We start from the raw sequence: 14099 nt of genomic DNA, 5'->3' as shown, positions 1-14099 counted from the left end.
CGGTGGTTTTGAATGGGAAAGGGGTCGGTGGCTACATGCGCGCCACGCCGAAGGGCATGCGCCGGGGTTCGCGCGCGCCGGCCTCGGCGCAGGTGTCCAGGCAGAAGGCGAGCACGGCGCGGGTGTCGCGCGGGTCGATCACGCCGTCGTCGAGCACCAGGCCACTGGTGTGGAAAGCGTCGGCCTGGCTCTCGAACACGTGCACGATCTGATCGAACTGGGCCTGCATCTGCGCCGGGTCGGGCGTGATGCCTTTGCGCGCCATGCCGGCCTCGGCCACGATCTGCATGGTGCGCGCGGCCTGCTCGCCCCCCATCACGGCCGTCTTCGCCTGCGGCCAGCTGAACAGGAAACGTGGCGCATAACCGCGCCCGCACATGCCGTAGTTGCCCGCGCCGAAGGAGGCACCGCACTGGATGGTGATCTGCGGCACGCTGGCGTTGGTCACGGCCTGGATCATCTTGCTGCCGTGCTTGATCATGCCGCCCTGCTCGCTGTCCTTGCCCACCATGTAGCCGGTGGTGTTCTGCAGATAGATGAGGGGGTGGCCCAGCTGGCACATCCACTGGATGAAGTGTGTGGCCTTGTTCGCGCCGGCCACGTCGATCGGGCCGTTGTTGCTGATGAGGCCCACCGCGTGCCCGCCGATGCGCGCCTGCACGCACAGCGTGGCGGCGCCGTAGAGCGGCTTGAATTCGAGCAGCTCGGAGCCGTCCACGATGCGCGCCATGACCTCGCGCATGTCCACCGGCTCGCGGTGGTGGGCGGGCATGAGGCCCAGCAGCTCGTCGCGGTGGAACACCGGCTCGGGCGCGGTCGCGGCCCGCACGCCCTGCCAGCCGATGCGCTGCAGCAGGTCGCGCGCGATGCCCAGCGCCTGCCGGTCGTCCTCGGCCAGGTACTCGCCCAGGCCCGACACGCCGGTGTGCATCTCGGCACCGCCGAGCTCCTCTTCCGTCGCGACCTCGCCCGTGGCCGCCAGCAACAGGGGCGGTCCGGCCAGGAAGGCGCGCGAACGCCCCCGGACCATGATGACGATGTCGCTCAGCCCCGGCATGTAAGCACCGCCCGCCGTGCCCGAGCCGTGCTGCACGGTGATGACGGGAATGCCCGCCGCCGAGAGCCGCGCCAGGTTGCGGAACAGCGCGCCGCCGAGCACGAAACCTTCCACCTTGTACTTGGTGAGATTGGCGCCCGCGCTCTCCACCAGGTGCACGAAGGGCAGCCTGTTTTCCAGCGCGATCTCCTGCACGCGCAAAATCTTCTCCAGCCCGCGCGCCTGGATCGCGCCCGCGTCGATGCCCGAATCGCTGGCCACCACCATGCAGCGCACGCCCCCGATGAAGCCCATGCCAGCGACCATGCCGCCGCCCGGCACGGACTTCTCGGGCTCCTTCGTGTCCTGCAGATAACCGGCCAGCGTGCACAGCGGCACATAGGGCGCGCCCGGGTCCAGCAACAGGGCCACGCGTTCGCGCGGCAGCAGCTGGCCGCGCTTGTCGAACACGGGTTTGGACTTGGCCGAGGTCAGCGCGGCGCGGTCTTCGAGCGCGCGCAACTGGGCGATGCGCGCCAGCATGGCTTCGCACCGTTGCAAAGCCTGGGGACTCTGTGGGTTGAACGACGACTCAAACATCCTGGAACACCTTGGGCGTCACGTAACGATGAAAGCCCTCGAAGGGCCTGACGGCATCGCGACCCTGCGCCTCTGCCGGTGCGGCCACCTGGCCCCAACCCATGCGCACCTGCGGGCGCGCACCGTCCACCCGCAGCACCGTGCCGCTGATGAAGCTGGCCGCCGGGCTGAGCAGGAAGACGATGGCGGCCGAGGTTTCGGCCTCGTTGCCGAAGCGCCCGGCCGGCACCGTCTCGCGCATCTCGCGCAACATGGGGCCGGCCTCGGGTGGGTAGTGGTCCATGCCGCTGGAGGCGATGTAGCCTGGGGCCACGGCGTTCACGCGCACGCCGCTGCGCGCCCACTCCAGCGCGGCGGTTTCGGTGAAGTTCACCATGCCCGCGCGCGCCGCGCCGCTGTGGCCCATGCCGGGCATGGAGCCCCACATGTCGGCCACGATGTTGACGATGGCGCCACCGTTCGCCTGCATGCTCTGCACATAGCACTCGCGCGCGAACAGGAAGCCGCCGGTGAGGTTGGTGTCGATCACCGCCTGCCAGCCCTTGGCGCTGATGTTCTCCAGTGGCGTGATGTACTGGCCACCGGCGTTGTTCACCAGGCCGTCGATGCGACCGTGTGCGCCCACAATGGCCGTCACCACCGTTCGCACCGACTCTTCCTGGCGGATGTCGCAGGCGTGGAAGCTCACGCGGCCGCCGTCGGCCACGATCTCGCCGGCCGTGTCCTGCAGCTTGGCGAGGTTGCGCCCGATCAGCACCACGTGCGCGCCCAGGCTGGCGAGCTCGTGCGCGGTGCAGCGGCCGATGCCCGAGCCGCCGCCGGTGACCACGACCACGCGGCCGTGCAGCAGGCCCGGCGCGAAGGCCGAGCGGTAATGGGAAGTGGTGCTCATGCCGGCTCCTTCAGGAAAAGTTTCAAGGCCGATTCGGTGAGTTCGTCGAGCGAGACGCGCGAGCGCGCCTTGGCGCTGCGCCCCGAGGGCGGCACGTACCACTGGGCCGACCAGTTGAGCGCGCCGAAGATCATGAGCCGCGCGAGCACCGGGTCGGCACCGAGCTGGCCCTGCGCGTGCAGGGCTTCCAGCTCGGGCACCCAGTCGCCCTCGTAGCGGTCCTTCAACTGGTTGACCTCGCCGCGCTGCGCGGTGTTGAGCGAGCGCCATTCGTACAGCATCACGGGAATGAAATCGCTGTCGGGCCCGAGCAGCACCTCGAAGTGGTTGCGCATCAAAACGCGCAGGCGCTCGCGTGGCGGCGCACCGGGCGGCAGCAAGGCCAGCGCGGCCTGCTGGCGCTGCAGCGCGCCCTGCATGCCTTCGAGCATCACCGCGCCGAGAAGGGCATCCTTGCTTTCGAAGTGGTAGAAGGGCGAGCCCGAGCGCATGCCCACGGCGGCGGCGATGTCGCGCGTGCTGGTGGCGGCGAACCCCTGCTGGCGGAACAGGCGGGCGGCCCCCGCGATCAGCTCACGACGGCGGTTGCCGTCGTCGCGTTCATCGGCGGTCTTGCGCGGGCGGCCGCGCGGGCGGCGCGGCGCCTCGTCGGCGGGGGGTGCATCGGTGTCGGCCAGGCTCATGCGCGGCACGATAGCAGCCGGCTTGATTTTCAGCAAGCACCTGCTTTGTAAAAATAAACGCAGTCGAGATGGCTCGTTGTCGTGCTGCCCCCGGCTTCGCCTACCCGTTCTCAGCAGGAAGGCAAGCGGACCACCCGCTTCTTGTTGCCCGCCTCACGGCTGAAGCGGGAGACGAGGCGCGCCACCACGTTAAGAAAGCCTGCCGATGTCATCCTGCACCCGACGACCAACCCGTCTGGACCGCGCCGCGCCATCGTCGATGGGCGAGTTGGTCAGCACGGGCTTCTGAACATTGGCGCTGCCTTTACGGCCTGTGAGGGTTGAGGACCTCGACTGCGTCAGGCTTTCCAGCCAAGTTGCAAGGCGATTCTTTCGCAATTTGCATGTTCTCTGCCACATGTGTTTAGTGCTTCGATGACATCGGTCAGGTGTTTACCAACCGCCGCATTCACCAATTTTCGTTCATCTGATTTGCCTCTGAATATTTCTCGAATCTTACGCACCTCATTTTCGTAGCCTTCGCGAACCTTTAGCAAATTCTTGTAATCGGCGTGAAGTTCTTTTGCAAAGGATGGAACATAAAATTGCTCCGAAAGAAGAAGTTTCAATTTTTCATTGAAAATCTGTTCCACTCCATCGGCTTTGATCCAATCTGCTCTCGCGGATTCTATAAAATCCAAAATTCGAGATGTTGTAGAATCTATTTTGAGCGATGGCTTGCCTGTCCATGCCAGCAACAGCCCATTAAAAATTGCACGGGCACTGTTGTAATAGAAAAATTCTCGAAATCCCTCTTTTTTGTTTACATTGTCGGAAATATTTTTTTCCAATCGATCGAAAGTTCTCGTTCTTTTGATTTTATTCAAAACCGTTCTCGATATCTCTTGAATAATTTCATGATTTCGCGGCAAAGGGAAATCGTTGAGATTTTTATATACGCCATGGACGATTGGAAAGAAAAGCCTTGTGGGGCTCGTTGCAATTTCATTGTTTTTCAATGCTGCATTGCAGTTTGGAAAAGAACTCTCTGCGATTAGCACATTGACTTGCTCTGTCATATTTTCACTGCAATCTCTTTTAACCACTCGAATGACATCGCAAATCTTTTCTTTATACAAGAAATATTTATCCGCCTCCGAGGCATTATTGTAATCCGCACTCTCCTCCAGGAAAATTGCCATCGCTCTATTGATGTCGTATTTTAGATCAGGATGAAGTCGAGACAATAGTGCATGTCTGATTGCATTATTAAAATCAATGCACGCCCACTTGTATTCATTGGGCATATGCTTAAAATTCACTCCCCGGGCACTGAGATAGCACTCCTTCTGAATATTGATCACTTCTGACAAATTATTCATTTCCACGACCCCACCCCAGGCATACGTCAATGCATCAAGAATGCATTTGGTGCGATTTTCTGGATCGGTTCTTTTTAATGCATCATCAAATTCATCCGTACAAATTCGATCCAGCATATTCTGCGAAATAAATTTGGCTTGTTCGTCGTTGATCTCTGGCAGGATCATCGACTGGTAGCTTGACATATCAGCTTTTCCCAGACTTGTATTCATAATTAAATTTGAAATTATCGATTTTTGAATTCGCCAAAATTGCGAATCACCTTCAGTGGGAAAGAGGCACTGCAAGGTTCCGTGAGCAGCGACCCTTCACCAGCTTGAGCCGGGCGGTCTCCAGCAGCGCTCGAAGGTCACGGCGCTGAACACCACGCCACGGCCCGAAGACCTGATCGACATGAGCCTGCTGCCCTCACGGGCGGACCGGATGGTGTTCTGATCCTGCGGGCCGTTGCGCGGCCTGCGCTTCTTCCAGAATGCGGTCGAGCAGCAGGGGAATCTCGAACAGCGCGCGGTTGTCCATGCGGCGCACGCAGGCGCGGTGGTTCTCCAGGTCGGCCAGCAGCCGCTCCACCGCCGCGCCGATGCCCTTGAAGCTGCGCAGCACGATGCCCAGGCCGTTCTCGCGCACCCAGTGCGCGTTGTAGCGTTCCTGCGGCATGGTCCAGGCGTTGTCGACCACGATCACGGGCAGGCCCTGCTGCACCGCCTCGCTCAGGCTGCCCGGCCCGGGCTTGCCGATGAAGAAATCGGCCAGGCGCATGTAGCGCGGCACCTCGGTGCTGAAGCCCACCACGCAGCGCGGCGCGCCGCGCGGCAGCGCCTGCAGGCGCGCGGCCAGGGCCTTGTTGTGGCCGCAGATCAGGATCAGCTGCGTGCTCGCGCCCAGGCGCTCGGCGATGCCCAGCATGGCCTTGGAGCCGTGGCCGCCGAACATCACGATGCCGGTGGGCCGCGACGGGTCAAGCCCGAGTTTTCGCAACTCCTGATCACGGTCGAGCCGCATGGGCTGGTAGAACTCGGGGCGCAGGATCATGCCGGAGGTGGCGTGCACCCGCTCGGGCGCGTGGCCCAGCGCGAGCGCCTGCGCCACCGCGCGCGGTGTGCCGCACACGACGTGCTGGCGCGGATCGCGCTCGATCCAGAAGCTGGGCGGCACATCGGCCAGGTCGGTCAGCGCAGTGACGTAGGGCACGCCGGGCAGCGAGGCGCCCAGGCTCTCCACCATGGCGCGGTTGAAATTGGGCACCAGCGAGACCACCAGATCCGGCTCGGTGCGCAGCCAATGTTGCTGCAGTTGCCGCAGCAGCATGGGGTGCGCCAGTCGGATCAGGCCTTGCAGCAGCTTGAGCTCCTGCGCCATGCCGATGGTCCAGCCGCGCGCGAGGCGCCGGTTGTACCAGTCCTCCGGCGCGCTGCCGGTCATCTGCTGGAACTTGGCTTTCGGGTCCAGCACCTCGAACAGGTTGACCAGGCGCACGTTCCAGGGTTGCGGCTGTTCGCGCAACACCGCTTCCAGGGCCAGGGCGGACGCGCGGTGGCCGCCACCGGCGTTGAAGTAGATCAGGTCGACGGTTCGCATGGGCCGATTGGATCGGCCCTGTGTGTCAGTTGTGTGGCAATGCGAGGCGCTGGTCGATGGCCGCCAGCACGCGGGCGTCCACGCCATGCCCGAGCCCGGGGAACACGTCCAGCGTCACCTCGGCCTGCAGCCGGCTCAGGCCATCGGCGGCTTCGCGCGCCAGCCGCAAGGGCATCACGCCATCGGCGTCGCCATGCATCAGATGAATGCGGGTCCCCACGGGCGCCGTTCTCGGCGGCACCGCGAACCGGCCGGCGATGGACACCACCGTGCCCGCCAGCCCGCCGGCGTGCTGCGTGGATTCCAGGGCCATGATGGCGCCCTGGGAGAAGCCGATCAGCGTGGTGCCCGAGGCGCCCACACCGCTCTCTCGCTGCCAGTGCCGCACCGCCTCGACAAAGCCCGGCATGGCCTCGGCCACGCGCCCAGGGCGGTTGTCTTCGGTGACACCGACCACCGAGAACCACTGCCAGCCCCGACCCAGGTTCGAGGGCTCGGGGGAACGCACGCTGACCACACAGGCCAGGGGCTTGTGCCGGGCGAGCGCGTGTCCCAGCGGCACCAGATCGGCGGGCTGCGCGCCCACACCATGGAACAGCAGAATGAGCTCGTCGGGCGTGGCGGCGGGTTGCTGGACAAGGATGGCATCGTCCATGATCTCGCTCACCTTCATTGCAAGTCGGTGGGTGCGCCAAAGACGAAGCTGTCCATGGACAGTACACCGTGCGTGATGCCGCCATCGATCACCTCGGCCGCCACACCCTCGCCCGCCGCACCGGCCGCCACGAGCAGGGGAAGGAAGTGCTCGGTGGTCGGGTGGGCGCGCTGCGCGTGCGGGGCGTCGTCCAGCGTGCGCCGCACGCGCGGGCTGTCGCCTTGTTGCACGGCCTCACGCACCCAGGCCACGAACTCGGTGGCGTAGGCTGCGTCATCGCCGTGCCCGCTGCGGAATTCGTAAAGGTTGTGGGTCAGACTGCCGGAGCCGATCACCAGCACGCCCTCGTCGCGCAGCGGTGCGAGCGCCTGCCCGAAAGCCCAGGCACCCGCGGCGTCCAGGCCATGCGGCAACGACACCTGGAACACCGGCACCTCGGCCTTCGGGTACAGGTAGAGCAGCGGCACCCAGGCACCGTGGTCCAGGCCGCGGTGTTCCTCCCCCTGGGCGGTCCAGCCTGCGCTCTTCAACGCGTCCAGCGTGCGGCGGGCCAGCTCGGCGTGCCCGGTGGCCGGGTAGGTGATTTCGTAGAGCGGCTGCGGGAAGCCGCCGAAGTCGTGGATGGTGGCGGGCTGCTCGCTCAGGCCCACGCGCGCGCCGCGCGTCATCCAGTGCGGCGAGACGATGAGCACCGCCTTCGGCGTGGGCAGGGCGCGCCCGAGCGCGCCCAGTTTCGGGCCGGCCAGGCCGGGCTCCAGCGCGAACGTGGGAGCGCCGTGGGAAACGAACAGGGTGGGCAGGCGGTTCATGAAGTGCTCCTTCAACAGGTCGATGGAGGAACTTTAAAAGTTCCACATTCAGAGATAAACATGTTTCAATGAGACAAACTGTTCCTCATTCAGAGACAAATGGACCGATTGGAAGCCATGCGGGTGTTTGTGGCCGTGGTCGATGCCGGCAGCTTTGTCGCGGCGTCCGACGCCCTGCCCATGTCCAAGGCGGCGGTGTCGAGGCACGTGGCGGAGCTGGAGTCGCACCTGGGCGTGCGCCTGCTCAACCGCACGACGCGGCGGCTCTCGCTCACGCCGGAAGGCGAGGTGTTCCACACGCGCTGCAAGGAGGTGCTGGCTTCGGTGGACGAGGCCGAGGCCGAGATCACCTCGCGCAGCGGCGAGGCCACCGGGTTGCTGCGCGTGAACGCGCCCTTCACCTTCGGCCTGCTGCACCTGGCGCCGCTGTGGATGGCCTTCATGGCCAACCACCCCAAGCTCACGCTGGACGTGACGCTGTCGGACCGCGTGGTCGATCTGGTGGAGGAAGGTTTCGACATCGCGGTGCGCATCGCGCGCCTGCCCGACTCCAGCCTGGTGAGCCGCCAGATCGCGAGCACGCGCCTGGTGCTGTGCGCCTCACCCGGCTACCTGCGCCAGCACGGCACACCCCGCCACCCCGCTGATCTGGCGCAGCACCAGGTGGCGGCCTACAGCCTGTTCTCCATGGGCGACCACTGGAGCTTCACGGGGCCGCAGGGGCCGGTCTCGGTGAAGGTCTCGCCCCGGCTGCGCTGCAACAACGGCGACACCTGCCGCCTGGCGGCCCTGCGCCACCAGGGGATCGTGCTGCAGCCCTCGTTTCTGGTGGGCCCGGACTTGCAGGCCGGCACCCTGGTCGAGCTGATGCCCGAGTTCCGCTCCATCGAGCTGGGCGTGTACGTGGTCTACCCCTCGCGCAAGTTCGTCTCGCCCAAGGTGCGCCTGCTGATCGACTTTCTGGTGGAGGCCTTCCGCATGCAGGCCTGGCCGACGCAGAAACGCGCCAAAGGGCGCAGCGGCGGTGAGCGCTAGCGCCGCACCGGGCGCGAGCGCCGCTGCCTGGGCAGGTCCAGCGCCGCGAGGTTGGCCTTGGCGCGCTCGGCCAGGCGGTCCATCAGCCCGTCGAGCTGCGCGACCTCCTCGGGTTCCAGCGCCAGCAGCAGCTGCCGGTTGAGCTCCACCACCACGGGCAGAAACTCGTCGTGCAGCGCGCGGCCCCTGTCCGTCAGGGACACCCTCGCCTGCCGGCGGTCGCTGGGAATGACCTCGCGAGCAGCGAGTTCGAGGTCGACCAGGGTCGTGACGATGCGCGAGGTGCGCGCGCGGTCCAGTTGCGCCAGGTCTGCCAGTTCCGACGACAGCACCGGGCCGTGCCGGGCCAGCACCACGATCAGCCGCCACTCGCGGCGCGACACGCCATAGCGGGCCTGGCACAGCCGCCCCACGGGCGCGACGGCCGCCGCCTGAAGGCGGGTCAGGCGGTAGAGAAAGAGTTCACCCATCACACATCGACTCCACCAGTGAATACCCTGAGCATAGTTGTATTGGTCAACCAATCCAGGAGGGCATAGATTCGAAAAAGGCACCCGAACATCATCCAGGAGACTCCCATGCCATCCCCCCATTCCCCTGTGCGCGTCCTCTTGCTCGCCCTCGCGGTCGGCCTGGCCGCGCCCCAGGCCGTCGCGCAGACCTGGCCGAGCAAGCCGGTGACCCTGGTGGTGGGCACACCGGCCGGCGGCGCGGTGGACGTGTACGGCCGGGCGCTGGCCGACCAGTTGGCGAAACAGACCGGCGGCACCTTCGTGGTGGAGAACAAGGGCGGGGCCAACGGCAACCTCAGCGCCGAGCAGGTCCGCAACGCGGCCGCTGACGGGCACACGCTGTGGATCAGCACCCAGGCCATGTTCACCATCAACCCCTCGGTCTACCCGGCCCTGCGCTGGAAGCAGTCGGACTTCAAGCCCATCGCCAAGGGCGTGGAGAACCCGCTGGTGCTGGTGACCCACCCCTCCGTGCCGGCCAGGACGCTGCCCGATCTGGTGAAGTGGGTGGCGGCCAACCCGGGCCAGGTCACCTACGCCTCGTTCAGCCCCGGCACGCCGTCGCACTTCCTGGGCTTCCAGCTCAACGAACGCTTCAAGCTGGACATGGTGCACGTGCCCTACAAGGGCAGCGCACCGCAGATCACCGACCTGCTCGGCGGCCAGGTGCGGCTGGGTTTCGCCCAGCTGCAGGCCGCGCTGCCGCACGTGCAAAGCGGCAAGCTCCACGCCATCGCGGTCACCTCGCGCGAGCGCACCCGGTTCCTGCCCCAGGTGCCCAGCCTGGCCGAACTGGGTTACCCGGACTTGGGCGCCACGGTGTGGTTCGGCCTCATGGCACCGTCGGCCACGCCCAAGGCGGTGGTGGACCAGATCCAGGCCGCCACGGTGAAGGCGCAGGCCGACGCGGACTACAAGGCCAGGCTGGAAGCGCAGGGCTTTGACGTGCCGCGGGAGAATGGCGAGGCCTTCGCGGCCACCATCGCAAGCGAGACAGCGCGCTGGGCACAGGTGGTCAAGGCCACCGGTTTCAAGGCCAACGACTAACGCGTCGGCGTCTCGCTCGTCAGCGCGAAGGCGCTGGCGCGCACCGGCTCGAACGGCCGGATCTCGTACTGCAGGCCGCAGGCCAGGCAGGGGTTGTCGGCCGAGAGGCGCGCGGCTTCTTCCAGGCTGGTGGCGCGCACGAACCAGAAGCCGCCCACCACCTCCTTGGCCTCGGCGAACGGGCCATCGACGATGCGCTCGCGCGTGACCAGCTTGCCGTCGCGCGCCAGCCGCTGGCCCGAGCGCATCACCCCCCGGGCCACCAGCTCGCCATGCCACACGTAGAACCGGTCGATCGCGGCCTGGATCTCCTCGGGCGACTTGTCGGCGTCCCACTGGCCGCGCGAGATCACCAGGAACTCCCGGGGTTCGAGGTCCGAGCTCATATCGCCACCCCGGCCGGTGGTTGCGGCGTGCGTTGCGCCGGGTCGTAGAAGAACTGCTCGGACACGATGCGCTCGCCCTCCCAGCGCTGCCAGGCCAGTTCCTCCATCTCGGTGACCGACTCGTCCCGCCAGACGAAGCGGAACCGCCAGCGGATCACCACGTGGTCGCCGTGGACCAGCACGGGGCGCACGCAGCGCGACTTGATGGACGCCGCGCGCGCCATCACCTGGCGCTCGCCGGCCACCAGCTGGTCGCGGCCCACGCGCGGCGGCGCCTGGTTTTCCTGCATGGTGGCGTGCGCCGCGTAGAAGTCTTCGATGGCCTGGTCGTGCGCGTTCTGCTCCACCAGGGCGATGAAACGTTCGAGGGTGTCGGGGTTGGGCATGGCGGAGGGTGGGTTCAGTCGTTGGGGGCCCGCAGCATCAGCGATGCGAAGCCGAGGTGGTGCATGGTCTCGCGCAGGATGAGCACGTAGGCCGCGAATTCGGGCTGCGGCGGCAGGCCCGAGGAGGCGGCGGGTCGGCCAAGCGAGACCGCCGCGATCTGGTTGAACACCTGTTCGATGTCGTCGATCAGGAGCAGCGCGCCGCCGGCCTCGCGCTCGTGCACCAGGCGGCGCAGCTCGTGCGCGGCGGCGTCCGACGTCACCAGCTGGGAGCCACGCGGCAGCTGCCGCAGCAGCGGCATGACCGCATTCTCCACGTGTTCGATCGCGGTCTCGATCTCCAGCGCCGTGGGCGGCGTGTGCCTGAATGGTCCGTTGCCCAGCGCGCGGGTGCCGATGTCCAGCATCCACTCCAGGCTGCCCCCTTCGACGGGCTCGGTCGCGATGAAGGTCTCCTGCTTGCCGATCTCGATGTGGGTGCGCGCCTCACGCATGCCGGCCTCCGTTCGCCTGCCGCGCCGAGATGCGCTTCGCCACCCGCGGCGCCTGCAGGGCGATGGTGCGCAGCAGGCCGCCGGGCTGGCGCACATCGAACCCCACGAAGTGCAAGCCTTCGAGCACGCCCTCGCCGCTCAGCTGCAAGGGGATGCCGCGTTCGTCCAGCGGCAAGGCGGTGCGGGGAAAGAGTTCGCCCAGCGCCGGGTCGTAGCCGGTGGCCAGCAGCACGGTGTCGAACGGGTGTTCGCTGCCGTCGGTGAACCGCACCCCGCCCGACGTGAGGCGCTGGATGCCGGGGTAGACCAGGATATCGCCGGTCTTGATGCGCTGCACCGTGCCCACGTCGATCACCGGCGTCTTGCCCTCCTCGCGCAACTGGCGCAACGGCGAGACGCTCGCGCTGGGCAGGCCGTGGCGGCGCAGGTCGCCCACGGTGAGGTTGCGCAGCAGCACGGCCAGCGCATCGCCCAGCACCGGCGGCAGCTGGCTGAGCATGAGGCTGGAGAGTTGCGCGGGCCGGCCAAGCACGTCGCGCCGCACGATGTTGACTGGCGAGCGCACCGAGAGCGCGGTGCGCACGCCGTGTTCGACCAGGTCCAGCGCGATCTCGGCGCCGGTGTTGCCCATGCCGACCACCAGCACGCGCTGGCCCATGAAGGGCGCGGCGTTGCGGTAGCCGCGGCTGTGCAGCAGGCGGCCCTGGAACACGTCTTCGCCCGGCAGGCGGGGCGCGCGCGGCTGGCGGTTGGCGCCGGTGGCCACCACCACGTGGTTGGCCGACAGGTGGCGCCCGTTGGCCAGCACCACCTGCCAGGGCGCGCCCGGGCCCTGCCGGGGTTCGATCGCCGTCACGTTCTGTCCCAGCGTGGGCTCGATGCCATGCTGGCGCGCGTAGGCGACCAGGTAGTCCACCACCCCCTGGCGCGGCACATAGCGCGGCGCATCGTCGGGGAATGGCCGCCCGGGCAAGGCCGAATGGGTCTTGACAGTGTGCAGGTGCAGGCGCTCGTAATGGTGGCGCCAGGACGAGGCGATGTCCTGCGCGCGGTCGATCACCAGCGGGCTGTGCCCGCGCTGCACCAGGCAGGCCGCCACCGCCAGACCGGCCGGGCCGGCACCGACGACGATCACGTCGGCTTCCGTCTCGGGGTCGAGGGGGGCGTGGTTGGAACCGCGAAATGGCTCGGTGTGGAAATCGGGCGGGTCGTGTTCCATGGCGGTGCCGTTATTTTCAGCCAGTTTGGCCGGCACCCTTTGCGCACGCCATGGGGCTTTCACCCACACGCAGGCGCCAAACCTGTCGCACAATGCCTCGCTTAAAGCCCTGTCGCCTCAAGTCCCCGCCTGACCACCTGGCAGCGCGGCGGCGCGCGCGCGCAGAAAGGCCTTCTCGCGCTCGTTGCCCGCGAGGTCGGCCGCGCGCTCGAACTCGGCGCGCGCCTCGCCGCCGCGCCCCAGCTTGGCCAGCAGGTCGCCGCGCACGCTGGGCAGCCAGTGGTACTGGCGCAGCGCCTTGTTCTTCAGCAGCGCGTCCACCAGCACCAGGCCGGCGGCCGGTCCGGCGTGCATGGAGATGGCCACCGCACGGTTGAGTTCGACCACCGGCGAAGGCGCCACGCGCGCGAGCTCACCGTACAGCGCGGCGATGCGGGCCCAGTCGGTGTCGGCGGAACGCACGGGGCGCGCGTGGCAGGCGGCGATGGCCGCCTGCAGGTGGTAGGGGCCGGGCTCGGCGCCGAGCAGGTCGGCCCGGTCCAGCGCGGCCAGGCCGCGGCGGATCAGCAGGTGGTCCCAGCGGCTGCGGTCCTGGTCGGCCAGCAGCACCGGGCGGCCCTTGGCGTCGGTGCGCGCGGCGGTGCGCGAAGCCTGGATCTCCATCAGCGCCAGCAGGCCGTGCACCTCGGGCTGCTGCGGCGCGATGCCGGCCAGCATGCGCCCCAGGCGCAGCGCCTCGTCGCACAGCGCGGGGCGCATCCAGTCGCCGCCGCTGGTGGCCGTGTAGCCCTCGTTGAACACCAGGTACACCACCTCGAGCACCGAGGCCAGGCGCTCGCCCAGCGCGTCGCCGCGCGGCACCTCGAACGGCACGCCGGCCTCGCTGATGGTGCGCTTGGCGCGCACGATGCGCTGCGCGATGGTGGCCTCGGGCACCAGGAAGGCGCGCGCGATCTCGTGCGTGGTGAGCCCGCCCAGCAGCTTGAGCGTGAGGGCCACGCGCGCGTCGGTGGAGAGCACCGGGTGGCAGGCCGTGAAGACCAGGCGCAGCAGGTCGTCGCCGATGTCGTCCTGCCGCGCCTCGTCCAGCGCGTCCACGAAATCGGGCACGTGCGTGGCGCCCAGGGCTTCGAGGTCGGCGGCGATGCCGTCGTGCTTCTCGTCGGCCATCTGGCGGTGGCGCAGGTGGTCGAGCGCACGGCGCTTGGCGGTGGTCATGAGCCAGGCGGCGGGGTTGTCCGGCACGCCGTCCCTGGGCCAGTGCTCCAGAGCGGCCACCAGCGCGTCCTGCGCGAGTTCCTCGGCCACGCCGATGTCGCGCACCACCCGCGCCACGCTGGCCGTGATGCGCGCGGACTCGAGGCGCCAGACGGTGGCGATGGCCTGGTGGACACTGGAATGCATG

The 14099-nt window shown here is 67.3% G+C and carries 15 protein-coding genes; 2 read left to right on the top strand and 13 right to left on the bottom strand.

The features are described 5' to 3' along the window. Nucleotides 1–31: 31 nt before the first annotated feature. The 7 genes from ACODTB_RS03495 to ACODTB_RS03465 all read right to left on the bottom strand — a co-directional run bounded on the left by ACODTB_RS03495 (nt 32) and on the right by ACODTB_RS03465 (nt 7615). Nucleotides 32–1636: an acyl-CoA carboxylase subunit beta gene (locus ACODTB_RS03495; RefSeq protein WP_488929101.1), complete on the bottom strand. Its 1605-nt coding sequence runs from the start codon at nt 1634–1636 to the stop codon at nt 32–34. Next, nucleotides 1629–2528: an SDR family oxidoreductase gene (locus ACODTB_RS03490; RefSeq protein WP_291111240.1), complete on the bottom strand. Its 900-nt coding sequence runs from the start codon at nt 2526–2528 to the stop codon at nt 1629–1631. The genes ACODTB_RS03495 and ACODTB_RS03490 overlap by 8 nt, the downstream gene beginning before the upstream one ends. Then, nucleotides 2525–3211 (bottom strand): TetR/AcrR family transcriptional regulator, encoded by a 687-nt coding sequence (locus ACODTB_RS03485; protein WP_291111238.1) that lies wholly within the window; start codon nt 3209–3211, stop codon nt 2525–2527. Before ACODTB_RS03485 ends, ACODTB_RS03490 begins: the two co-directional genes overlap by 4 nt. A 338-nt stretch (nt 3212–3549) precedes the next feature. Then, the gene (locus tag ACODTB_RS03480) at nt 3550–4758 is read right to left on the bottom strand and encodes a hypothetical protein (protein WP_291111236.1); all 1209 of its coding nucleotides are present in this window, start codon (nt 4756–4758) and stop codon (nt 3550–3552) included. Between the two features lie 223 nt (nt 4759–4981). Further along, nucleotides 4982–6151 (bottom strand): glycosyltransferase, encoded by a 1170-nt coding sequence (locus ACODTB_RS03475; RefSeq protein ID WP_291111234.1) that lies wholly within the window; start codon nt 6149–6151, stop codon nt 4982–4984. Nucleotides 6152–6176: 25 nt separating this feature from the next. Continuing rightward, nucleotides 6177–6806 (bottom strand): esterase, encoded by a 630-nt coding sequence (gene ypfH / locus ACODTB_RS03470; RefSeq protein ID WP_488929100.1) that lies wholly within the window; start codon nt 6804–6806, stop codon nt 6177–6179. A gap of 14 nt (nt 6807–6820) precedes the next feature. Then, nucleotides 6821–7615 (bottom strand): dioxygenase family protein, encoded by a 795-nt coding sequence (locus tag ACODTB_RS03465; protein WP_291111231.1) that lies wholly within the window; start codon nt 7613–7615, stop codon nt 6821–6823. Between the two features lie 99 nt (nt 7616–7714). On the opposite strand from ACODTB_RS03465, the gene ACODTB_RS03460 reads away from it, so the two are divergent. Continuing rightward, the gene (locus ACODTB_RS03460; protein ID WP_291111229.1) at nt 7715–8650 is read left to right on the top strand and encodes a LysR family transcriptional regulator; all 936 of its coding nucleotides are present in this window, start codon (nt 7715–7717) and stop codon (nt 8648–8650) included. Here the strand turns inward: ACODTB_RS03460 and ACODTB_RS03455 are convergent. Beyond that, nucleotides 8647–9120 carry a MarR family winged helix-turn-helix transcriptional regulator gene (locus ACODTB_RS03455; protein ID WP_291111227.1) on the bottom strand — a complete coding sequence of 158 codons (474 nt, stop codon included), beginning with the start codon at nt 9118–9120 and terminating at the stop codon, nt 8647–8649. The genes ACODTB_RS03460 and ACODTB_RS03455 overlap by 4 nt on opposite strands. A gap of 108 nt (nt 9121–9228) precedes the next feature. Here ACODTB_RS03455 and ACODTB_RS03450 point away from each other — a divergent pair, with 108 nt between their 5' ends. Further along, entirely contained in the window at nt 9229–10209 is a 981-nt protein-coding gene (locus tag ACODTB_RS03450) for a Bug family tripartite tricarboxylate transporter substrate binding protein (RefSeq protein ID WP_291111226.1), read from the top strand. Here the strand turns inward: ACODTB_RS03450 and ACODTB_RS03445 are convergent. The 5 genes from ACODTB_RS03445 to ACODTB_RS03425 all read right to left on the bottom strand — a co-directional run bounded on the left by ACODTB_RS03445 (nt 10206) and on the right by ACODTB_RS03425 (nt 14098). Beyond that, the gene (locus tag ACODTB_RS03445; RefSeq protein ID WP_291111225.1) at nt 10206–10595 is read right to left on the bottom strand and encodes a YciI family protein; all 390 of its coding nucleotides are present in this window, start codon (nt 10593–10595) and stop codon (nt 10206–10208) included. The two genes, ACODTB_RS03450 and ACODTB_RS03445, sit on opposite strands and share 4 nt — an antisense overlap. Continuing rightward, complete coding sequence (locus ACODTB_RS03440; RefSeq protein ID WP_291111224.1) at nt 10592–10981, bottom strand: nuclear transport factor 2 family protein; 390 nt, start codon at nt 10979–10981, stop codon at nt 10592–10594. The genes ACODTB_RS03445 and ACODTB_RS03440 overlap by 4 nt, the downstream gene beginning before the upstream one ends. 14 nt (nt 10982–10995) lie before the next feature. Further along, the gene (locus ACODTB_RS03435) at nt 10996–11475 is read right to left on the bottom strand and encodes a hypothetical protein (RefSeq protein WP_291111222.1); all 480 of its coding nucleotides are present in this window, start codon (nt 11473–11475) and stop codon (nt 10996–10998) included. Continuing rightward, complete coding sequence (locus ACODTB_RS03430; protein WP_291111221.1) at nt 11468–12694, bottom strand: flavin-containing monooxygenase; 1227 nt, start codon at nt 12692–12694, stop codon at nt 11468–11470. The genes ACODTB_RS03435 and ACODTB_RS03430 overlap by 8 nt, the downstream gene beginning before the upstream one ends. Before the next feature lie 117 nt (nt 12695–12811). Further along, nucleotides 12812–14098, bottom strand: coding sequence for an RNA polymerase sigma factor (locus tag ACODTB_RS03425; protein ID WP_291111220.1), 1287 nt, complete (start codon nt 14096–14098; stop codon nt 12812–12814). Between the last annotated feature and the right edge of the window lies 1 nt (nt 14099).

This window comes from Hydrogenophaga sp. FG152 (assembly GCF_057809615.1).
The sequence above is the reverse complement of the archived record's forward strand: the minus strand, read 5'-3'. Positions and strand labels throughout refer to the sequence as shown.